This is a genomic window from Pseudomonas sp. Bc-h, assembly GCF_002080045.1.
In the GTDB taxonomy this organism is placed as follows: domain Bacteria; phylum Pseudomonadota; class Gammaproteobacteria; order Pseudomonadales; family Pseudomonadaceae; genus Aquipseudomonas.
Genome location: NZ_MUIN01000009.1, coordinates 488,209 through 510,508, shown reverse-complemented (window position 1 = coordinate 510,508; position 22,300 = coordinate 488,209). Strand labels below are relative to the sequence as shown.

At 59.8% G+C, this 22,300-nt stretch carries 17 protein-coding genes, 4 tRNA genes and 1 pseudogene; 17 read left to right on the top strand and 5 right to left on the bottom strand.

All coding sequences use genetic code 11. From position 1 onward, the window contains the following. Positions 1-236: 236 nt before the first annotated feature. Positions 237-1,727: an MDR family MFS transporter gene (locus tag BWR59_RS18965; protein WP_168184508.1), complete on the bottom strand. Its 1,491-nt coding sequence runs from the start codon at positions 1,725-1,727 to the stop codon at positions 237-239. Positions 1,728-1,776: 49 nt separating this feature from the next. Next, on the bottom strand, positions 1,777-2,832 hold the full coding sequence (locus BWR59_RS18960; protein ID WP_081567157.1) for an HlyD family secretion protein: 1,056 nt from the start codon (positions 2,830-2,832) through the stop codon (positions 1,777-1,779). Between the two features lie 241 nt (positions 2,833-3,073). Here BWR59_RS18960 and gltX point away from each other — a divergent pair, with 241 nt between their 5' ends. From gltX to BWR59_RS18915, 9 genes are all read left to right on the top strand, one after another. After that, entirely contained in the window at positions 3,074-4,555 is a 1,482-nt protein-coding gene (gltX, locus tag BWR59_RS18955) for a glutamate--tRNA ligase (protein ID WP_081567156.1), read from the top strand. A gap of 223 nt (positions 4,556-4,778) precedes the next feature. Next, positions 4,779-4,854 (top strand) — tRNA-Ala (locus BWR59_RS18950). Positions 4,855-4,939: 85 nt separating this feature from the next. Then, positions 4,940-5,015: transfer RNA gene (locus tag BWR59_RS18945), tRNA-Glu, on the top strand. A gap of 51 nt (positions 5,016-5,066) precedes the next feature. Continuing rightward, positions 5,067-5,142: transfer RNA gene (locus tag BWR59_RS18940), tRNA-Ala, on the top strand. A gap of 54 nt (positions 5,143-5,196) precedes the next feature. Then, a tRNA-Glu gene (locus BWR59_RS18935) sits at positions 5,197-5,272 on the top strand. A 233-nt stretch (positions 5,273-5,505) separates the two neighbouring features. Next, a complete protein-coding gene (locus BWR59_RS18930) occupies positions 5,506-6,045 on the top strand; it encodes a TetR/AcrR family transcriptional regulator (protein ID WP_081567155.1) in 540 nt (179 codons plus the stop codon). Positions 6,046-6,129: 84 nt separating this feature from the next. Further along, positions 6,130-6,570, top strand: a complete 441-nt coding sequence (locus BWR59_RS18925) for a thioesterase family protein (protein WP_081567154.1) — start codon at positions 6,130-6,132, stop codon at positions 6,568-6,570. 75 nt (positions 6,571-6,645) lie between these two features. Further along, a complete protein-coding gene (locus BWR59_RS18920; protein ID WP_081567153.1) occupies positions 6,646-7,605 on the top strand; it encodes a tRNA-dihydrouridine synthase in 960 nt (319 codons plus the stop codon). A gap of 114 nt (positions 7,606-7,719) precedes the next feature. Then, complete coding sequence (locus tag BWR59_RS18915) at positions 7,720-8,163, top strand: Hsp20 family protein (protein ID WP_081567152.1); 444 nt, start codon at positions 7,720-7,722, stop codon at positions 8,161-8,163. Positions 8,164-8,261: 98 nt separating this feature from the next. On the opposite strand, the pseudogene BWR59_RS18910 reads toward BWR59_RS18915, so the two are convergent. Both BWR59_RS18910 and BWR59_RS18905 read right to left on the bottom strand, forming a co-directional pair. Beyond that, positions 8,262-10,328, bottom strand: a pseudogene (locus BWR59_RS18910) (EAL domain-containing protein); the annotation flags it as partial. 101 nt (positions 10,329-10,429) lie between these two features. Then, the gene (locus BWR59_RS18905) at positions 10,430-11,326 is read right to left on the bottom strand and encodes a LysR family transcriptional regulator (RefSeq protein WP_081567150.1); all 897 of its coding nucleotides are present in this window, start codon (positions 11,324-11,326) and stop codon (positions 10,430-10,432) included. A gap of 312 nt (positions 11,327-11,638) precedes the next feature. Between BWR59_RS18905 and leuC the strand changes: the two genes are divergently transcribed. The 4 genes from leuC (at position 11,639) to asd (ending at position 16,162) form a co-directional block, all read left to right on the top strand. Then, complete coding sequence (gene leuC, locus BWR59_RS18900; protein WP_081567149.1) at positions 11,639-13,063, top strand: 3-isopropylmalate dehydratase large subunit; 1,425 nt, start codon at positions 11,639-11,641, stop codon at positions 13,061-13,063. A 10-nt stretch (positions 13,064-13,073) separates the two neighbouring features. Beyond that, the gene (gene leuD / locus BWR59_RS18895; RefSeq protein WP_081567148.1) at positions 13,074-13,718 is read left to right on the top strand and encodes a 3-isopropylmalate dehydratase small subunit; all 645 of its coding nucleotides are present in this window, start codon (positions 13,074-13,076) and stop codon (positions 13,716-13,718) included. Between the two features lie 167 nt (positions 13,719-13,885). Beyond that, positions 13,886-14,968 (top strand): 3-isopropylmalate dehydrogenase, encoded by a 1,083-nt coding sequence (leuB, locus tag BWR59_RS18890; protein ID WP_081567147.1) that lies wholly within the window; start codon positions 13,886-13,888, stop codon positions 14,966-14,968. Between the two features lie 81 nt (positions 14,969-15,049). Beyond that, a complete protein-coding gene (asd, locus tag BWR59_RS18885; protein WP_081567146.1) occupies positions 15,050-16,162 on the top strand; it encodes an aspartate-semialdehyde dehydrogenase in 1,113 nt (370 codons plus the stop codon). 196 nt (positions 16,163-16,358) lie between these two features. Here asd and BWR59_RS18880 read toward each other — a convergent pair whose 3' ends face one another. Continuing rightward, a complete protein-coding gene (locus tag BWR59_RS18880) occupies positions 16,359-17,519 on the bottom strand; it encodes an acyltransferase (RefSeq protein WP_081567145.1) in 1,161 nt (386 codons plus the stop codon). Between the two features lie 355 nt (positions 17,520-17,874). Here BWR59_RS18880 and BWR59_RS18875 point away from each other — a divergent pair, with 355 nt between their 5' ends. From BWR59_RS18875 to BWR59_RS18860, 4 genes are all read left to right on the top strand, one after another. Beyond that, positions 17,875-18,891 (top strand): 2-dehydro-3-deoxygalactonokinase, encoded by a 1,017-nt coding sequence (locus BWR59_RS18875; protein WP_081567144.1) that lies wholly within the window; start codon positions 17,875-17,877, stop codon positions 18,889-18,891. 1 nt (position 18,892) lies between these two features. Further along, on the top strand, positions 18,893-19,528 hold the full coding sequence (locus tag BWR59_RS18870; protein WP_081567143.1) for a 2-dehydro-3-deoxy-6-phosphogalactonate aldolase: 636 nt from the start codon (positions 18,893-18,895) through the stop codon (positions 19,526-19,528). 53 nt (positions 19,529-19,581) lie between these two features. After that, the gene (dgoD, locus tag BWR59_RS18865; RefSeq protein WP_074753428.1) at positions 19,582-20,730 is read left to right on the top strand and encodes a galactonate dehydratase; all 1,149 of its coding nucleotides are present in this window, start codon (positions 19,582-19,584) and stop codon (positions 20,728-20,730) included. 192 nt (positions 20,731-20,922) lie between these two features. Next, positions 20,923-22,236, top strand: coding sequence for an MFS transporter (locus BWR59_RS18860; protein WP_081567142.1), 1,314 nt, complete (start codon positions 20,923-20,925; stop codon positions 22,234-22,236). Positions 22,237-22,300: the final 64 nt, after the last annotated feature.

Below are 22,300 nucleotides of genomic sequence, written 5' to 3'. Positions count from 1 at the left end.
TCGGCCATGATCGAGCTGTGAACGATCGCATCGCCCTGGCGGGCAGCGTGTGGGGCGTCAGACATTCCGTGATCCGCGCTGAGAAAGCGGCGGAATGTAGGGACTTCACGCAGCCCTGTCCGAGCGCTGAAACACAAAAGGACAAGACTGCGAGGTTTTCAGAAATGGACTACGGCAACGCTTCAGCCAATCCTATGCGGAGAAGGGAATTACCCGACTCAAGCTACCCGAATGCGTCAATGCGCTTCCCCAGACTTGATCCCCGACGGCAGCTTCTTGGTCAGCATCACCGCCACCATGCTGACCCCCAGTGCGATTCCGACAAAATGAAACGCATCGTTGTACGCCATGATCGCGGCCTGCTGATGGGCAATTTCGCTGAGTTTGCCCAGCGCCGCGGTCTCGCTGCCGAGGCGGTCGGTGAACGTCGCCATACGTTCGGCCACTTGCGGGTTGGCAGGGGAGATGGATTCGCGCAGGTAGTCGAAGTAGGTCTTGGTCCTGGCATCGAGCAAGGTCGCCAGCAACGCGATACCAATCGCGCCACCAAGATTGCGCAGGATGTTGAACAGGCTGGATGCCGACCCTGCATCCTGAGGCTGGATAAAGGCAGTGGCGATCAGCGAGATGGTCACCATGATCAGCGGTTGTCCCAGCGCGCGAACGATCTGGATCTGGTTGAACTGCGGCCCGGCGAAGTCCGGGTTGAGCACTCCCGAAGAAAAACTGGCAATGCCGAACAGCCCGAAGCCGAGGGTGCAGAGGATCTTCGGCGAGATAATCTTCATCAGTTGCGGCACCAGCGGGATCAGAAACAGCTGCGGAACCCCCATCCACATGATGACTTCGCCAATCTGCTGAGCGTTGTAGCCCTGAATCTGCGCCAGATACAGCGGCAGCAGGTAGATCGAACCATAAAGCCCCACGCCCATGCCGACGCTGGAGATGCTGGACAGTCCGAAGTTACGGTTGCCGAGGATGCCCAGATTGATCAGCGGCTTGGGTTTGGAGAACTGGATAATCACAAAGGTGATCAGGCTGAGCAGCGCGATACTGCCTAAAGTCAGGATCAGGCTGGATTCCAGCCAGTCCTTGCGATGGCCTTCTTCAAGAAACACCTGCAGGCAGCCCAGGCCAACGCCGAGGGTGACGATCCCTGCGTAGTCGGTGCTTTTCAGCAATTCCCAGTGCGGCGTCTTCTTCTCCAGGCCGTACATCAGCCCGGCGATCATCACCAGCCCCGGCGGAATGTTGATGTAGAAAATGTATTCCCAGCCGAAGTTTTCCGTCAGCCAGCCACCGAGCGTGGGCCCAATGGAAGGCGCGAAGGTCGCGGTCATGGCAAACAGCGCCATGCCTTTGGCTCGGTGGTGTTCAGGCAGTTTGATCAGCGTCAGGGTGAATGCCAGCGGGATCAGCGCGCCGCCGGTGAAGCCTTGCATGGCGCGGAATACGATCATGCTTTCCAGGCTCCAGGCCATGGAGCAGAGCAACGATGAAACCAGAAACCCCAGCGACACCCAGACCGCCAGGCGCCGCGCGGAGAGCACCTGCACCAGCCAGGCCGTGAGCGGGATCATGATGATCTCGGCCACCAGATAAGACGTGGAAATCCACGAGCCTTCTTCAAGAGTGGCCGATAGCGCGCCTTGAATGTCTTTGAGCGAGGAGTTGGTGATCTGGATGTCCAGCACCGCCATGAAAGCGCCCAGCATCACGCTCATCACCGCGATCCAGTCCCGCCGGGTCGGTTCGCCGACCGGGCGGGTCAGTTCGTCACCGGCCACTTTGAGTGTCGTTTGCCGGTTTGATGTTGACCGAAACCGTCACCGACATGCCCGGACGGATCTTGCCGTGCAGCGGATTATCCGGGGCAAACGTCAGTTTTACCGGGATACGCTGCACGACCTTGGTGAAATTGCCGGTCGCGTTGTCGGGCGGCAGCAGGCTGAACTGCGCGCCTGAAGCGGCAAACAGGCTGTTGACCTGACCTTTTATCGGCGTGCCGGGGAAACTGTCGAAGGTCAGCTCCGCGGACTGGCCGATCCCCATATGTTCGATCTGGGTTTCCTTGAAGTTGGCCTGCACCCAGATGTCTTCGTCGGGAACGATGGACAGCAGATAAGCGCCAGCCTGCACGTACTGACCGTTGCGCGCCGCGCGCTGACCGACAAGGCCGCTGATGGGGGAGTGGATTTCGGTCCGCTGCATGTTGATTTGCGCTTGGGCCAGATCGGCGCGGGCGGTAGCGATCTGCGCATCGAGGCGCTTGATCTCGGCGTTCAGCGCGTTGACCTGCTGGCGCTGACTCTGGGCGTCGGCCTGGGCCTTGGTGACTTGCGAGCGCGCAACATTGCTGTCGGCGGTCATGGTGGTGACCTGTTCTTCCGAGACGAAGCCCGGCGTGCGCAGTTTCTGTAGCCGCGCCAGATCGATCTGAGTGCGCCCCAGCGTCGCTTGATTGGCCTGAACCTGCGCGTCGCTGGCGGCAATCAGGCTCGATTGCTGGGTCAGCTTGCTCTGCGCCTGAACTCGCTCGGCTTCGCGGGTGGCGAGTGTCGCTTGAGCGCGATCAATGGACAGGCGGAAATCGTCAGGTTCCAGCCGCACCAGCAGCTGGCCTTTGTCGACGTGCTGGTTGTCCTGCACCAGCACTTCGCTGACGCGGGCGCCAAGCTGGCTGGAAATGCGGGTGATCTCACCCTGAACGTAGGCGTTGTCGGTGGTCTCGTAGAAGCGTCCTTTTAGATACCATTGGGCAAAGAAGGCGAGGGCGATCAGCAGGACCACCACAAAGAAGATGAACAGGCGGCGTTTGAGTTGGGCAGGCATGGTCGTTCTGGATTATTAGAATGTAAGGAAATTTATCAGCAAATGAAGTCTGGCACCTAGCCATCGTTGAAATAATGACTGGAACTGATAATCCGGTATTCATTTCTGGCACATGCCCGCGCACTGGCTACGCTCAGTTCCCACCTGCGCGAATCTGCCTGGCGATCCGGTCCCGGTGCTGGAGCCGCGACGCTCGCGCCTGTTAAGATTCGCGGCTTGTTCGACCTATTCGGAATTTTCCATGACCACCGTTCGTACCCGCATCGCGCCATCGCCAACCGGCGACCCCCACGTTGGCACGGCTTACATCGCACTGTTCAACTATTGCTTTGCCAAGCAGCATGGTGGCGAATTCATCCTGCGCATTGAAGACACCGATCAGTTGCGCTCGACCCGCGAGTCCGAACAACAGATTTTCGACGCCCTGCGCTGGCTGGGCATCGAATGGAGCGAAGGCCCGGACGTCGGTGGTCCGCACGGCCCGTATCGCCAGAGCGAGCGTGGCGACATCTACAAGAAGTACACCCAGCAACTGGTCGACGCCGGTCATGCCTTCCCGTGCTTCTGCACCAGCGAGGAGCTGGACCAGATGCGCGCCGAGCAGATGGCCCGTGGCGAAACCCCACGCTACGACGGCCGCGCGCTGCTGCTGTCGAAGGAAGAAGTCGAGCGTCGTCTGGCCGCTGGCGAACCTCACGTGATTCGCATGAAGGTGCCGAGCGAAGGCGTCTGCGTCGTGCCGGACATCCTGCGTGGCGAAGTGGAAATCCCGTGGGACCGCATGGACATGCAGGTCCTGATGAAGACCGACGGTCTGCCGACCTACTTCCTGGCCAACGTCGTCGACGACCATTTGATGGGTATCACCCACGTGCTGCGCGGCGAAGAATGGCTGCCATCGGCGCCGAAACTGATCCTGCTCTACGAATACTTCGGCTGGGAAAAGCCGGCCCTGTGCTACATGCCGCTGCTGCGTAACCCGGACAAGAGCAAGCTGTCCAAGCGCAAGAACCCGACGTCGGTGACTTTCTACGAGCGCATGGGCTTCATGCCAGAGGCGATGCTCAACTACTTGGGCCGCATGGGCTGGTCGATGCCCGACGAGCGCGAGAAGTTCTCGTTGCAGGAAATGGTCGACAATTTCGACCTGAATCGCGTGTCCCTGGGCGGGCCGATTTTCGACATCGAGAAACTCTCCTGGCTCAATGGCCAGTGGCTGCGTGAGTTGCCGGTCGAAGAGTTCGCCGCACGGGTTCAGAAGTGGGCGTTCAACAGCGACTACATGATGAAGATCGCGCCGCACGTTCAGGGCCGCGTCGAAACGTTTAGTCAGGTCGCGCCGCTGGGCGGGTTCTTTTTCGCCGGTGGCGTGAATCCGGACGTCAAGCTGTTCGAGCACAAGAAGCTGTCGCCGGAGCAGGTGCGTCAGGTGATGCAGTTGATCCTCTGGAAACTCGAATCCCTGCGTCAGTGGGAGAAAGAGAGCATCACCGGTTGCATCCAGGCAGTGGTCGAGCATCTGCAACTGAAGCTGCGTGATGCCATGCCGCTGATGTTTGCTGCAGTCACTGGCCAGGCCAACTCGGTCTCGGTGACCGACGCCATGGAAATCCTCGGTCCGGACCTGACTCGCTATCGTCTGCGCCAGGCCCTTGACCTGCTAGGCGGCGTCTCGAAGAAAGAAAACAAGGAATGGGAAAAGCTGCTTGGCTCCATCGGCTGAGTGGCGGTCGGCCGCTGTGCGTAGCCGAACCCGGGTGCGCATCGGCCAAGCAACCCCCTGATTATTCAGGGGAGGGCGGTAAGTGATTGTTATCCCGGAAAATTCTTTTGAAATTGTTTTAAAAAAAGTTTGACAGGTATCGGGGCCGCACTTAATATGCGCCCCGTCCACACGGCAACACAGATACACGGCGGCAACGCAAGGTGATCTGAGAGTGTATTGTGGGGCTATAGCTCAGCTGGGAGAGCGCCTGCATGGCATGCAGGAGGTCAGCGGTTCGATCCCGCTTAGCTCCACCAATTTAGAAGCTTCAAGGTTGGCTACACTGCCTTGAAGTTTGTACCGCAAATCGGAACCAGCACCGATCAGGTACACAAAGGTTATGTCCCCTTCGTCTAGTGGCCTAGGACACCGCCCTTTCACGGCGGTAACAGGGGTTCGAGTCCCCTAGGGGACGCCAGTTTTACCGAGTGATGCCGCAAGGTTGACCTCCGTCGAGAGACGTAAATCCGGGGCTATAGCTCAGCTGGGAGAGCGCCTGCATGGCATGCAGGAGGTCAGCGGTTCGATCCCGCTTAGCTCCACCAAATTTGCCAAGGTTCGTTGAAGATGTTTACGACGAACCTGACTGAAGGTTTTGCGTCCCCTTCGTCTAGTGGCCTAGGACACCGCCCTTTCACGGCGGTAACAGGGGTTCGAGTCCCCTAGGGGACGCCACGATTTCTCGCTCTGCGAGACCAAGGGTCATTCGATTATTGAATGGCCCTTTTGTTTTTCTGGGGTTTTATTTTCCTGCGACCCGCACGGTCGGTCTGACCAATCGGTCTTCTCAGCGCGACCCCAAGCTCCTCCCCACAAAATTCACCGGCATCCAAAGCCGGTACCCGTTCTCTTCGCTTGCCATCCCCCATGATGCAGATAATATTACTGCCATCATCCGGGAGGCGGACATGAACGATAAAAAAGCACAAACCCGCGAACGTATTCTCAACGCAGCCAGCGTCGCGCTGATCGCTCGCGGGCCGGTCGAGCCCAGCGTGAACGAAATCATGGGAGCGGCGGGGCTGACGGTTGGCGGTTTCTATGCCCACTTCGACAGTAAGGAAGCCTTGATGCTGGAGGCTTTCAACCACCTGCTCAGCGAGCGGCGGGAAATGGTCGCCAAAATCGACGACCAATTGCCGGGCGAAGAGCGCCGCGCCTTGCTGGCGGCATTCTATTTATCCCGCAAGCATCGCGACGCTGAAGATCACGCCTGCCCGCTGCCGACGGCCATCGGCGAAATGGCGCGTCTGTCGGATGACTTTCGTGGTGCGCTGGCCGAGCATATCGAGCTCATGGTCGCGCAACTGGCCGCAAGCCCCGAAGAAACCGACAAGACGCTGGCTGATATCGCGCTGATGCTGGGCGGCCTGGCACTGGCGCGGGCACTGGGCCCCAACGAGTTGTCGGACCGCGTGCTGCGGGCCGCGAAGTCGGCCATGCTCTAAGGCAATCCCGACAGAGCGCTTCAACGCCCGACGCTTTTCGTTACACTGGCCGCCGAATGCATTCATGAGGGGGCAGGAACGAGCATGGTCTGGGATCTGGCAACGCCGTTCGTCATCGATCTGCACGTGGTCGAAGACGACATCGATGGATTGGGGCACGCCAACAATGCGGTTTATGTCACCTGGCTGGAGCGCTGCGCGTGGCGTCACTCACAGCAGTTGGGCCTGGACCTGACCGAGTACCGGCGTCTGGACCGTGCGATGGCGGTGGTTCGCCACGAAATCGATTACCTCGCCAGCGCCTATCAGGATGACGATCTGCAACTGGCGACCTGGATCGTCGATTGGGATCAACGGCTGAAGATGACCCGGCGCTTTCAGCTCAAGCGCCCAAGCGATGGCGTGACGTTGCTGCGCGCGCAAACCACTTTTGTCTGCATCGAACTGTCTACCGGCAAGCCGAAACGCATGCCAGTTGAGTTCATCGACGGGTACGCGCCGGCGCTGCAACTGGCGACGTCCTGACGCCCGGCGTGCCAGGGCCGTTCCCAATCTGGTAGTCACTGCGTAAACTGCCGGACTTTTTTTCGAGTGTGATCCATGCAAATTGCTCTGGCGCCCATGGAGGGCTTGGTCGACGACATTCTGCGCGATGTGCTGACTCAGGTTGGCGGCATCGACTGGTGCGTGACCGAATTCATCCGGGTGACCGAGCGTCTGTTGCCTGCGCATTACTTCCACAAGTTCGCCTCGGAACTGCTGACGGACGCCAAGACTCGCGCCGGTGTGCCATTGCGTGTCCAGCTGCTGGGCTCCGACCCTGTGTGTCTGGCGGAAAACGCCGCATTCGCTGCTGAGCTGGGTGCGCCAGTCATCGACCTGAACTTCGGCTGCCCGGCCAAGACTGTCAACAAGTCCCGGGGCGGGGCAGTGCTGCTGAAGGAGCCGGAGCTGCTGCATTCGATCCTCAGCCATGTCCGCCGCGCGGTGCCGGCGCACATTCCGGTCACTGCCAAGATGCGTCTGGGTTACGACAGCACCGAGCCCGCGCTGGACTGCGCCAGAGCGCTGGAGGCCGGTGGCGCCGAACACATCGTGGTCCACGCGCGAACCAAGGTCGATGGCTACAAGCCGCCCGCCCATTGGGAGTGGATCGGCAAGATTCAGGACGTGGTAAAAATCCCGATCATCGCCAATGGCGAGATCTGGACCGTCGACGACTGGCGCCGCTGCCGCGAAATCTGCGGCGGGCGCGACATCATGATCGGCCGAGGCCTCGTGGCGCGTCCTGATCTGGGACGGCAGATTGCTGCCGCCGAGGCCGGACGCGACGTCGTCGAGATGACTTGGCAGGAGCTGCAACCGCTGCTCAGGGTCTTCTGGCAACGGGCCCTGGCCAAGATGACCCGTGTTCAGGCGCCGGGGCGACTCAAGCAATGGGTGGTATTGCTGACCAAGAGCTATCCCGAGGCTGTCGTGTTGTTCGATGCATTGCGTCGCGAGACCGACTGCGAGCGCATCAGCCAGATGCTGGGAATCGTCGAGCAGGAAGCGGCCTGAAAAAAATTTCATAGCGACTCTTGAAACAGAAGTGACTGTCCCAATCTTGGGATTACGCGATGCCGAAATCGGGTCGCGGAGACAAACACTTGCTGATTTATCAGGAGATTCAACATGACTACCGCTTTCTCTCTGGCTCCACTGTTCCGTTCTTCCGTGGGCTTCGACCGCTTCAACGATCTGTTCGAATCGGCTGCCCGTAACGAGTCGGCCAGCAGCTACCCTCCCTACAACGTCGAGAAGCACGCAGATGACCAATACCGCATCGTCATCGCGGCATCGGGTTTCCAGGAAGAAGACCTGGAGTTGCAGGTCGAGAAGGGTGTGCTGACCGTCACAGGCAGCAAACGCGACAAGGCAGCAGAAGGAGTGACCTTCCTGCACCAGGGCATTGCCCAACGCGCGTTCAAGCTGTCGTTCCGTCTGGCCGATCACATCGAAGTGCAGAACGCTGCACTGGCCAACGGCCTGCTGAACATTGACCTGCTGCGCCTGGTACCTGAAGAAGCCAAGCCCAAGCGTATCCAGATCAATGGCCAGAAAAACCTGGCGCATTGATCCAAACGCCAGCCATGAGAAAGGCGCCCTTCGGGGCGCCTTTTTTGTAACCTATTGAATGACGACTTTTTTGATCCGGCGCTCCGGGCACAAGCGTGTCACTCAATTTGCCGCTCACGCAACAACGCCTCGAACCCCGCCACGCTCAGCGGCTCACTGAACAGAAAACCCTGATAAAAGTGGCAGTCGAGCTGAGCCAGAAAGTCCAGTTGCTCCTGCTTTTCCACGCCCTCGGCAATGATCGCAAGGTTCAGGCTGGCGGCCATGGCCACGATGGCGCGGACGATTTCAGCGTCGTTGGGGTCGCTGGTGGCATCGCGGACGAAGGATTGATCGATCTTCAGCGCGTCTACCGGCAGGCGCTTGAGGTAGGTCAGCGACGAGTAGCCGGTACCGAAGTCATCCATCGCAAAGCTGATGCCCATCTGCTTGAGTTGCAGCATCTTGGCGATGGTGTCTTCCAGGTTCTGAATGACGATGCCTTCAGTGATTTCCAGCTTCAGCAGGCGATTGGGCAGGTCATAGGTTCGCAGGCAGCGTTCGACCCGTTCGACGAAGTCGGTCTGTCGAAACTGACGTGGGCTGATGTTCACGCACAGGCTGAAGTCCTGGGTATCGATCAGGCCCTTGCGCACCAGTTCGCTACCGGCCTTGCAGGCCTCCTCAAGAATCCAGTTGCCGACCTCGAGAATCATCCCGCTTTCTTCCATGACCTGAATGAACTGGTTGGGCGGCAGGTTGCCCAGGCTTGGATGTTGCCAGCGCAGCAGGGCTTCGGCGCCGACGATGCGGTTGCCGCGGGTGTCCACCTGGGGCTGATAGCTGAGGCTGAATTCTCCGCGGGCGAGCGCTTGGCGCAGGTCGTTTTCCAGACGCAGACGATCGCTGGCAGCTTTTTGCATGGTGCTGTGGAACATCTGTGTGGCATTGCGCCCTGAATCCTTGGCTCGATACAGCGCGATGTCGGCGCGCTTGAGCAAGTCGGCGGGCGTGGACCCATGATCGGGAATCAAGGCCACGCCGATGCTGGGTGTGACTTGCAGTCGGTGACCATCGAGGAACATCGGCTCCGCGAGTAATTGCCGGAGGGTATCGGCCTGCCCGCGCACCTGGTCGATCACTGCGTCTCGCGTCCCCTCCAGGCCGCTGATCAGCACGACGAATTCGTCTCCGCCCAGGCGCGCAACGGTGTCTTCCAGCCTGACGCTGGCCTCAAGGCGCGCAGTGATGACTTTCAGCACACTGTCGCCCACCGGATGGCCCAGAGAGTCATTGATGTGCTTGAAGTGGTCCAGATCGAGAAACAGCAAAGCGCCGCGCAGATTGTGGCGCTTGAGCAGGGCGATCTGCTGGCTGAGGCGATCCATGAGCAATGCGCGGTTTGGCAGGTTGGTCAGCGAATCGTGATACGCCAGATGCTGGATCTGCGCCTGGGCGTTTTTCAGTTGGCTGATGTCACGGGCAGTGATCAGCAGGCATTCGATGTCATTGAGCATCAGCGGATCGATGGAGACGTCGACCGTGATGATCTCGCCATTCTTGTCGCGGCCCAGCAGTTCTCGGTTACGCACCCGGCCGTGCTCTTCCATTTCCTGTATCAGGCGCGTGCGCTGGGTGATGTCGGCCATGATCGCGAACTCATACACCGTGCGGCCGATGACGTCGTCGGCGCTGTAGCCCGTGAGCCGACAGAAACCGTCGTTCACCTCCAGGTACCGGCCGGTGGCCTGCTCGGTGATGATGATGGCGTCGGGGCTTGAGTGAAACGCCTTGGCGAATTTCTCCTCGCTGGCCTTGAGCGCCTGCTGCGCGAGCTTGTGCTCGGTATTGTCGATAAAGGTGCTCAGCAGATACACGCCAGCGTCCAGTTCCAGTTGCTGGGTGTACAGAGTGCCGTCGTGGACGCCGCCATCGCGCGCGCACCACTGAGTTTCCAGATGGGCAGGCTTTGCGGTGGCAAAGGTCCTGTCAAGCGCGTGCCTGCGTTGCAGCGGATCGGTCCAGAGACCTATGTCCAGGGTTGTTCGTCCCACACACTCTTGCAACGGCCAACCAAAGGTGGATTCGAAATGGCAATTGGCATTGCAGATCAGGCCGTCTTCGAAACGGGTGAGCAGCACCACGTTGGGGCTGAGGTTGAAGAGCGTCGCGAAGTGTTTCTCCGACTCCTTCGCGGTCAATACCAGACCATTCAATCGAAACGGTGCGCTGTCTGCGGTTATGGGCATGTGATCACGAGCCTTAAATGATAAAGCCTGTAGGTCGATCAGTGAGCAGCAGCCGCTTCGGCGACGGTGGTCTGGGCGTCAAGCAACGCCATGAAGGCCTTGGCGGCGTTCGACAGCGTACGTTCCGTGTGAACAATGTAGCCTAGCTGGCGACGCAGCTGAATGCCCGGCAGCGGAATGCGCGCAACTTGTTCATCGAGCATGGTTCTGGGGAGCACGCTCCAGGCCAGCCCGATGGACACCATCATCTTGATCGTCTCCATGTAGTTGGTGCTCATGGCGATGTTCGGCTTGAGCCCCTGGGCTTCGCACAGGCCGCTGACGATGTGGTGGGTGAAGGTGTTGCCACCGGGAAACACCGCCGGGTAGCTGGCGATATCGGCGAGGCTGACATTGGCGGTATTGGCCAGCGGATGCTCGGGCGCTGCCACGAAATCCAGCGGGTCGTCCCACACCGTCACGGCCTTGATCAGCGAATGCGGGTCGGGGGCCAGGGTGATGACCGCCAGCTCGGCGCGGCCATGGAGGATTTCTTCGTAGGCGACCTCTGAATCCAGAAATTCGATGTCCAGCGCGACGTCCGGATAGGTTCGGGTAAATGCCCTTAATAAAGGCGGCAGGCGATGCAGCCCGATGTGGTGGCTGGTGGCCAGACTGAGGCGGCCGGTGACCTCGCCCGTGAGGTTGGTCAGCGCCCGCCGAGTGTCATCCAGCACATTCAGGATCTGATAGGCGCGCGGCAGCAAAGCCCGGCCGGCCTCCGTCAGACTGACTTCCCGGCCCAGGCGATCAAACAGGCGTACATTGAGTTGTTGCTCCAGCCCTGCGATTCGCTTACTGATCGCAGGCTGTGTCAGGTGCAGGCGCTCGCCTGCGGCAGAAAAACTGCCGGTCTCGGCAATGGCGATAAAAGCGTTGAGATTCGCCAGCTCCATTTCGGATTCCTTTTGGTTATCCAAAGCATGAAAAATATGAATTTGAGTTATTTAAACATATTCCATAGCATCTCCCCACACGCCAAGGGTCTTTTGCTGCGCTGAGCAGGCACCGATGACCCGGCAACGAAACACGCTGATACGGATGCCCTGAACCAAGGCGGGCCGCTGCGACGAACCCTTCGGCACACATCCAGAGAAAGTCTGGATTTGAGCTGGTTGCGCACGACCCCTAGCATCCGCCCGACAAGCCAACGGTCATTGCCAGTCAATGAACCGGGCATAGAAAAAAGCTGATGAGGAAACCGTCTGATGGCCGGCAAAACGCTCTACGACAAGCTCTGGGATTCGCATTTGGTCAAGCAGCGCGACGATGGTTCGGCGCTGCTCTACATTGACCGTCACATCATCCACGAAGTGACCTCGCCACAGGCTTTCGAGGGCCTACGTCTGGCTGGCCGCAAGCCATGGCGCATTGACGCCAACGTCGCCACCGTCGACCACAACGTTCCGACCACCCCTGATCGCAAGGACGGCGTCGACGCCATCGTTGATCAGGTGTCCCGTCTGCAGGTCAAGACGCTGGACGATAACTGCGACGAATACGGCATCACCGAATTCAAGATGAACGACGTTCGCCAGGGCATCGTTCATGTGATCGGCCCTGAGCAGGGCGCGACGTTGCCGGGCATGACCGTGGTCTGCGGCGACTCCCACACCTCGACCCACGGCGCATTCGGCGCGCTGGCACACGGTATCGGCACCTCCGAGGTCGAGCATGTGCTCGCCACCCAGTGTCTGGTCGCCAAAAAGATGAAGAACATGCTGGTGAAGGTCGAAGGCAAGTTGCCGTTCGGCGTGACCGCCAAGGACATCGTTCTGGCCATCATCGGCAAGATTGGCACCGCCGGTGGTAACGGCCACGCCATCGAGTTCGCCGGAAGCGCGATTCGCGATCTGTCGGTCGAAGGCCGCATGACCATCTGCAACATGTCCATCGAGGCCGGCGCCCGCGTCGGCCTGGTGGCCACCGATGAGAAGACCGTTGCCTACGTCAAAGGCCGTCCTTTCTCGCCAAAGGGTGAGCAGTGGGACATGGCGGTCGAGGCCTGGAAAGACCTGGTTTCCGACGACGACGCAGTGTTCGACACCGTGGTCGAGCTCGATGCCACCCAGATCAAGCCGCAAGTAAGCTGGGGCACCTCGCCGGAAATGGTCCTCGCTGTCGATCAGAATGTGCCTGATCCGGCGCAGGAGTCTGATCTGGTCAAGCGCGGCTCCATTGAGCGTGCATTGAAATACATGGGCCTCAAGGCCAATCAGGCGATCACTGACATTCAGCTCGATCGCGTGTTCATCGGTTCCTGCACCAACTCGCGTATCGAAGATTTGCGCGCTGCGGCAGACATTGCCAAGGGCCGCAAGGTCGCATCGACCATCAAGCAGGCCATCGTCGTGCCGGGCTCGGGTCTGGTGAAAGAACAGGCGGAAAAGGAAGGCCTGGACAAGATCTTCCTCGAAGCCGGTTTCGAATGGCGTGAGCCAGGTTGCTCCATGTGTCTGGCGATGAACCCGGACCGCCTGGAAAGTGGCGAGCATTGCGCGTCCACCTCCAACCGTAACTTCGAAGGCCGTCAGGGTGCCGGTGGTCGTACTCACCTGGTGAGCCCGGCGATGGCGGCGGCAGCGGCGGTCAACGGTCGTTTCGTCGATGTTCGCACCATGAGCCAGCACTAAGGAGCCCAGCATGAAGCCTTTTACTCAACACACCGGTTTGGTCGCTCCGCTGGATCGTGCCAACGTCGACACTGACCAGATCATCCCCAAGCAGTTCTTGAAGTCGATCCGTCGCACCGGTTTCGGTCCGAACCTGTTCGACGAGTGGCGTTATCTGGATGTGGGGCAGCCTTATCAGGACAACTCCAAGCGTCCGCTGAACAAGGAGTTCGTGCTCAACCACGAACGTTATCAAGGCGCCAGCGTACTGCTGGCCCGCGAAAACTTCGGTTGCGGCTCCAGCCGTGAGCACGCGCCATGGGCACTGGAAGAGTACGGCTTTCGCAGCATCATCGCGCCGAGCTACGCCGACATCTTCTTCAATAACAGTTTCAAGAATGGCCTGTTGCCGATCATTCTGAGCGAAGCTGAAGTCGACGAGCTGTTCAAGGTGGTCGAAGCCAATCCGGGCTACCAGTTGAATGTCGACCTCGCCGCGCAGACCGTGACCCGCGAAGATGGCAAGGTGTACAGCTTCGAAATCGACGCGTTCCGAAAGCATTGCCTGCTCAACGGCCTGGACGACATCGGCCTGACGCTGGTCGATGGCGATGCGATCGCGACGTTCGAAAGCAAGCATCGTGCGACGCAGCCATGGTTGTTCCGCGACGCTTGAGGTGCATTGATATCCTGTAGCAGTCCCGGCTTGCCGGCGGTTGCGGTTTCAAGGACGCCAGCACCGGCAAGCCGTGCTGCAACAGTCGGAACGGTGCGATATCGACACAACCGCTTTTCCCATCGGCGCTCCTGTAGCGCCGATGTATATATTGATAAGAGGACGTTATGAGCAAGCAGATTCTGATTCTCCCAGGTGATGGCATTGGTCCGGAAATCATGGCCGAAGCGGTCAAGGTGCTGGACCTGGCCAACGAGAAGTATCAACTGGGTTTCGAATTCAGCCACGACGTGATCGGTGGCGCGGCCATCGACAAGCATGGCGTGCCGCTGGCTGATGAAACGCTCGAACGCGCCCGTACTGCCGATGCTGTGCTGCTGGGTGCGGTCGGCGGCCCGAAATGGGACGCCATCGAGCGCGACATCCGTCCTGAGCGCGGTCTGCTTAAAATCCGTTCGCAACTGGGTCTGTTCGCCAACCTGCGTCCGGCCATCCTGTACCCGCAGCTGGCCGATGCTTCGAGCCTCAAGCCGGAAATCGTTTCGGGTCTGGACATCCTCATCGTTCGCGAGCTGACCGGCGGTATCTATTTCGGCGCGCCACGTGGCACCCGCGAACTGGAAAACGGCGAGCGTCAGTCTTACGATACCCTCCCGTACAGCGAGAGCGAGATCCGCCGCATCGCCCGTGTCGGTTTCGACATGGCCCGCGTGCGTGGCAAGAAGCTGTGCTCGGTCGACAAGGCCAACGTTCTCGCTTCCAGCCAGCTGTGGCGTGAAGTGGTCGAGCAGGTTGCCAAGGACTATCCGGACGTCGAGCTGAGCCACATGTACGTGGACAACGCCGCCATGCAGCTGGTCCGCGCGCCGAAGCAGTTCGATGTGATGGTGACCGACAACATGTTCGGCGACATCCTGTCCGACGAAGCGTCGATGCTCACCGGTTCCATCGGCATGCTGCCGTCGGCCTCGCTGGATTCGAACAACAAGGGCATGTACGAGCCTTGCCACGGTTCGGCTCCGGACATCGCTGGCAAAGGCGTGGCCAACCCGTTGGCGACCATCCTGTCGGTATCGATGATGCTGCGTTACAGCTTCAACCAGCACACCGCCGCCGATGCCATCGAGAAGGCCGTAAGCCTGGTGCTGGATCAAGGTCTGCGCACTGGCGACATCTGGTCCGAAGGCAATGCCAAAGTCGGTACCCGGGAAATGGGCGACGCCGTAGTCGCCGCGCTGCGCAATCTGTAATATCTCGGGCCCACTACTGCAAGATCGAGTCGAAAGGCTCTCTGCGTGAGGGGCCCCACTTTTAATTAAGGTGTAGTTGCGATGAAACGTGTAGGTCTGGTCGGTTGGCGCGGTATGGTTGGTTCCGTGCTCATGCAGCGCATGCTGGAAGAGCAGGATTTCGATCTCATTGAGCCGGTTTTTTTCACCACCTCCAACGTCGGTGGACAAGGTCCATCGGTGGGCAAGGATATTGCGCCGCTGAAGGATGCCTACAGCATTGACGAGCTCAAGACCCTGGACGTGGTACTGACCTGCCAGGGCGGCGACTACACCAACGAGGTGTTCCCGAAGCTGCGTGAAGCAGGCTGGCAGGGTTACTGGATCGATGCGGCCTCGGCCCTGCGCATGCAGGACGATGCAGTGATCATCCTTGACCCGGTCAACCGCAAGGTGATCGACCAACAGCTGGATTCCGGTACCAAGAACTACGTCGGCGGCAACTGCACCGTCAGCCTGATGCTGATGGGTCTGGGCGGTCTGTTCGAGGCCGGTCTGGTCGAGTGGATGAACGTCATGACGTATCAGGCGGCCTCCGGTGCCGGCGCGCAGAACATGCGTGAGCTGATCAAACAGATGGGCGCCATCAACGCTTCGGTGGCTGATGAACTGGCGAACCCTGCCAGTGCAATTCTGGACATCGACCGCAAAGTGGCCGAAGCCATGCGCGGCGAGAGCTTCCCGACAGAAAACTTCGGCGTGCCGCTGGCCGGCAGCCTGATCCCGTGGATCGACAAGGAACTGCCGAACGGTCAGAGCCGTGAAGAGTGGAAGGGGCAGGCGGAGACCAACAAGATTCTGGGTCGCTTCAAGAGCCCGATCCCGGTCGACGGTATCTGCGTGCGCATCGGCGCCATGCGATGCCACAGCCAGGCGCTGACCATCAAGCTGAACAAAGACGTTCCGATTGCCGATATCGAAGGCATGATCAGCCAGCACAACCCTTGGGTGAAGCTGGTGCCGAACAACCGTGAGGCGAGCATTCAGGAGCTGAGCCCGACTTCCGTGACCGGCACGCTGAACATTCCGGTGGGTCGTCTGCGCAAGCTGAACATGGGTTCGCAGTACCTGGGCGCGTTCACCGTGGGTGACCAGCTGCTGTGGGGCGCGGCCGAGCCACTGCGTCGCATGTTGCGGATTCTGCTGGAGCGGTGATTCGTTCTTTGTGCCGTAAATGAAAAAACCGCCTTTTAGGGGCGGTTTTTTTATGCGGGCGTTTTCGGGCTGGTGCCGGGCTTTGTGTGTTTGTCCGGCGGTCGTATGGCGCTGATATGGGGTCTGGCTAACGCCAGACCTGTTTCGCTGATCTCGGATACGGACACCTAAAAAGTGCCCTAAACCGCCATACACATCAAACACCCTGCCGCTGATCATCCTTCCTGCGGCGAAACAACGTGCCGTGGTGCCAATGCCTGCCAAACCGAATCCAGGGGGTTTCGATATACCGGCGGGTCAGCATCGAAACCACCACCACGGCGACCACCACCAATAGCATCAGCAAATTATCGTTCAGCGCGGTCCCGGTGCTCAGATAACGCACCATCGTGCCGCTGGTCTCGCCAGGCCTGTCGACCAGCATCGAAAAGCCGCTGAACTTCGCCGCAATGGTCAGCGCCGTGGCGAGCATGAAGATTACGGCAGCGTGGGTCAGGTAGATCGACAGCCATAACTTGCCCAGCGCCGGGAAAGACCGAAGACGCAGCAATTGCGAGATGACCCCGGCTTCAAAGGCAAAGATCAGCACTGCCAGGCAGAACAGCATCCCCAGTTCGATGGTCAGCGGCTGCTCGCCTTCCGTCATGACCCAGTAAATTGCGCCCAGAGTCCCGACCTCCAGCACACTGGCGATCACCACTCCCGGCATCCAGTCATGCAGCCGCACATACAACCGATAGGTGATCGCGCCCGCGAAGAAGCACGAAGCGCCCCACAGCACGTTGCGCGGAATCAGACTGAAATCCTTGTACAGCGCCACGAAGGCCAGAACGCATAGCAGCGAGAACAACTTGCGCGCCAGCCCTGGCAGCGAGAACAGAATGAGCGCAAAGGTCATCCACAGATAGAACTCGACGCTGATGAACCACGATGGATAGTTGAACGATAGGGCGTTGAACGTCGGCCACCAAGCCTGGATCAACAGAAGATTGGGCAGGATTTCGCCCGGAGCGCGGTCGCCACTGAAGGCCGGATAATTCAATGACAGCCCGTAACGCTCCAGCACCAGCTTCAGGCATTCGAAACCGATGAAAAACAGCAGCACGGCAATGTGCAGGGGCATGACGCGACAGGTGCGCTTAACGACGAATTCGCCTAACTGCCGAGGCGTACTCAGGTTGCCGATGTAGCGTCGATAAATCAGAAACCCGCTCAAGGCGAAGAAAAAGCCCACGAACTGACTGGCGTTTCGGAAAAACGTCAGCTCAGTGATGCTGCGCTCAATGTGTGAGTGATGAACGATCAAGGCGACTGCACATAGGCCTCGCAAGCTGTCGAGCACGAGAAATCGCTTCATCTGACGGGTCCTTTTGTAGATGAGTTTAGACGTAGGGGGGCAGCTGGCCGCCTGCAAGAAGTGCAGACGAGACCGGTAAAAGGCATGTGAGAAAAGGGCGGGGAGGTTACCACCTTCGGCACTGACGGCTGATGAGCGGTGGTCTTGGCGTGTAGGAATTCGGTCGCCAAGAGCGTCGGAGTATGCCTCAGCGAATCGGCCTGGCACCACATTCAAATAGATGCAGATGAAGTGCTTTCGTCGCAAAACGTAAATATCCCAAAATATGGGACGATAATTTACATATTGAGATTTATTGCTTGTCGGGTTTATAGTTCGTCCCGCATTCACTCATCAATAACAATCAGGTGAAGCCATGCAGGCGCAATTGATCGCGCTCGATTGGGGAACGACGTCCCTTCGCGCGTATCGGCTCGGTGAACACGGCCGAGTATTGGAACATCGCTCGCTCAGCGCGGGCATCATGCAGCTGCCTATGACTGCGCGGCAGATTGCCGGCCAGATGTGCAGCGACGGCTTCGAACTGGCCTTCGACGAAGCCTGTGGGGACTGGCTCGACGCTGATCCGACGTTGCCGGTCATTGCCTGTGGCATGGTCGGCAGCGCTCAAGGCTGGCGCGAAGCGGTCTATCAGCAAACCCCCGCCAGCGTTGCCGGGCTGAGCTCGGCGCTGGTCGCGGTGCGTAGCCTGCGGGGTGTGGACGTGTATATCGTTCCTGGCGTGCTGCAGCGCTCAGAGTTGCCGAACGTCATGCGCGGCGAAGAAACCCAGGTCCTCGGCATTCTCAGTTCACTGCCCGCGAGCGAAGCCGACAAACCTTTGCTGATCGGTCTGCCGGGCAGTCATTCGAAATGGGTGAGGGCGGTCGATGGACAAATCGTGCATTTCGATACCTTCATGACCGGCGAGGTTTACGCCGCGTTGTCCAGTCACACCATTCTCGGGCGCACCATGCAGCGCAGCGATGCGTTCGATACCACAGCGTTCGATCGTGGCGTGGCAGTCGCGAAATCGCCGAGTGGCGCGGCTGGGCCTCTGTCGACGATCTTCAGTTGCCGGACCCTCGGCCTGACTGGCTCCCTGCCAGGCACTGCACAACCCGACTACCTGTCGGGGTTGCTGATCGGCCACGAAATCGTGGCCCTGGCGCAGTTGCTCCGTCAGCACGAAACGAATCTGCCTGCGGTCATTCTGATCGGTAGCGGCCCGCTGCTGGAGCGCTACCAGCGTGCGCTGAATGCCAACGGCTTCGCGCATGTGAACCTGGCCGAACAGGCGACCGAGCGTGGCCTATGGCAGGTTGCGGTTCAGGCTGGACTGATTTCTTCCACTACTGCGGCCGCTTCCCGGCCCCTTCCTGTAGAGAACTGAGATGCTCAAACAAGCCCTCGCGCAAAACGGTCTGGTCGCTATCCTGCGCGGCCTGCGCCCCGAAGAAGCACCGGCTATCGGCGATGTCCTGTACCAGGCCGGCTTTCGCGTCATTGAAGTACCGCTCAATTCCCCTCAGCCGTACGACAGCATACGCTTGCTGCGTCAGAGCCTGCCCGCCGATTGCCTGATCGGCGCCGGAACGGTGTTGACCCCGGAGCAGGTGCGTCAGGTCAAAGAAGCCGGCGGACAGGTCATCGTCATGCCCCACAGCGACCCGGACGTCTTGCGCGCCGCCAAGGCCGAAGGCCTGTTTCTGTCCCCGGGCGTCGCGACGCCGACCGAGGCCTTCGCTGCACTGGCAGAAGGCGCTGACGTACTGAAGATGTTCCCTGCCGAGCAGATGGGGCCAGCGGTGGTCAAGGCATGGCTTGCGGTATTGCCGGCCGGCACCGTGTTGCTGCCGGTCGGCGGAATCACGCCGGACAACATGAAAGTGTTCCTCGACGCTGGCGTGAAGGGCTTCGGCCTGGGTTCCGGGCTGTTCAAGCCGGGGATGAGCGCTGCAGACGTCGCCGAGCGCGCCAAAGGCTATGTGGCGGCCTGGAATCAATATCGCCCTGCGAACCAACAGTGATGCACTGACCGCAGCGTTTGAATAACCGGTTTCGAATACAAGAGAGACAAGAGATGAAAATCACCAAACTCACGACCTTCATCGTTCCGCCGCGTTGGTGTTTCCTGAAAGTGGAAACCGATCAGGGCGTCACCGGCTGGGGTGAGCCTGTGGTCGAAGGGCGCGCGCACACCGTCGCCGCCGCTGTTGAAGAACTGTCCGACTACCTGATCGGCAAGGATCCGCGCAACATCGAAGACATCTGGACCGTGCTCTATCGCGGCGGCTTCTACCGGGGCGGCGCAATCCACATGAGCGCGCTGGCCGGCATCGACCAGGCGTTGTGGGACATCAAGGGCAAGGCGCTGGGCGTTTCGGTCAGCGATCTGCTGGGCGGCCAGGTGCGTGACAAGATCCGCGTGTACTCGTGGATCGGCGGTGACCGTCCGGCCGACACGGCGCGTGCGGCAAAAGAAGCCGTTTCCCGTGGCTTCACTGCGGTGAAGATGAACGGCACCGAAGAGCTGCAGTTCCTCGACACCTTCGAGAAAGTCGATCTGGCGCTGGCCAACGTTGCCGCCGTGCGGGACGCAGTGGGCCCGAACGTCGGCATCGGTGTCGACTTCCATGGCCGGGTCCACAAGCCTATGGCCAAGGTGCTGATGAAAGAACTGGACCCGTACAAGCTGATGTTCATCGAAGAACCAGTGCTCAGCGAAAACTACGAAGCCCTGAAGGAACTCGCACCGCTGACCAGCACGCCGATTGCCTTGGGCGAGCGTCTGTTCTCCCGCTGGGACTTCAAACGAGTGCTGAGCGAAGGCTACGTCGACATCATCCAGCCCGATGCTTCCCACGCGGGCGGCATCACCGAAACCCGCAAGATCGCCAACATGGCTGAGGCCTACGACGTGGCGCTGGCGCTGCATTGCCCGCTGGGGCCGATTGCGCTGGCAGCGTGTCTGCAACTGGATGCGGCCTGCTACAACGCGTTCATTCAGGAACAAAGCCTGGGCATTCACTACAACGAAAGCAATGACCTGCTCGATTACATCAAGAACCCTGAAGTGTTCGACTACGACAAGGGCATGGTGAAGATCCCGAACGGCCCGGGCCTGGGCATCGAGATCAACGAGGAATACGTCAAGGAGCGCGCGGCCATCGGTCACCGCTGGCGCAACCCGATCTGGCGTCACGCCGACGGCAGTTTCGCCGAGTGGTGATTGTGCAGTCAGCCAGACCTGATCGTTGAACGTTCCACGCTGTCCGGGCGCTCTGCGTCCCGGATGACGCAGAGCGTCATGTGAGGCATTCCCACGCAGAGCGTGTGGAACGATCACGGTTTCGGTGGCGGTATCGAAAGCAAGACACAAAAAATTCCAGACCTCAGATAAACATAAAAAGAGGCACTCCCCATGCGCACACAGACCTTGCCAGAGGCGCGGGCGATTACCGCCACGCCGACCCGCAAACGCTTTTTCATCATGGTCCTGCTGTTTATCACCGTCGTGATCAACTACCTGGACCGCAGCAACCTCTCCATTGCCGCGCCCGCCCTGACCAGCGAGCTGGGTATCGATCCTGTTCACGTCGGCCTGGTGTTCTCCGCCTTCGGCTGGACCTACGCCGCCATGCAATTGCCCGGCGGCTGGCTGGTGGACCGTGTTCCACCGCGCATTCTCTATACCGTCGCACTGGCCCTGTGGTCGATCGCGACCATCTTCCTGGGCTTTGTCGGCAGCTTCCTCGGCCTGTTCCTGTTGCGCATGGCCGTCGGTGCGCTGGAAGCTCCGGCTTACCCGATCAACAGCCGTGTAGTCACCGCCTGGTTCCCTGAAAAAGAACGCGCCACGGCGGTCGGCTTTTATACCTCTGGCCAGTTCGTCGGCCTGGCCTTCCTGACCCCGGTACTCGCCTGGCTGCAGGCCACCTTCGGCTGGCACATGGTGTTCGTTGCCACCGGGGGCGTCGGCGTGATCTGGGCCGCGATCTGGTACATGGTTTATCGCGAGCCGCGTGACTTCAAAGGCGTCAACCAGAGCGAAATCGACCTGATCAAGGAGGGCGGCGGTCTTGTCGATATCCAGACCGACACCGAAAAAGCCAGGAGCGGTTTCAGCTGGCAGGATCTGGGGATCGTGCTCAGCAAGCGCAAGCTGTGGGGTATTTACCTGGGCCAGTTCTGCCTGAACTCGACGCTGTGGTTCTTCCTGACCTGGTTCCCGACCTACCTGGTGAAGTACCGCGGCATGGATTTCATCAAGTCCGGCCTGCTGGCATCGCTGCCTTTTCTTGCCGCCTTCGTCGGTGTGTTGTGCTCTGGGTTCTTCTCTGACTGGCTGATCCGTCGCGGCTACACCGTAGGCTTCGCGCGCAAGTTGCCGATCATTGCCGGGCTGCTGATTTCCACCTCGATCATCGGCGCCAACTACGTCGAATCGACGCCGCTGGTAATTGCCTTCCTGGCCCTGGCGTTCTTCGGCAATGGCCTGGCGTCGATTACCTGGTCGCTGGTTTCGACCCTGGCGCCGGCACGTCTGTTGGGCTTGACCGGAGGCACCTTCAATTTGATCGGCAACCTGGCGGCGATTGCCACGCCGATTGTCATTGGCTTCCTGGCGACCGGCGACTCCTTCGCACCGGCCATCACCTACATCGCCGTGCTGGCGCTGCTGGGGGCGCTGTCATACATCCTGCTGGTGGGCAAGGTCGAGCGGATCGAGCTGTAACGATTGGCACTGCGAGAGCTGGCGACGATAATGCCGCCAGCTTTCCGATTCGATAAGGCGCGAT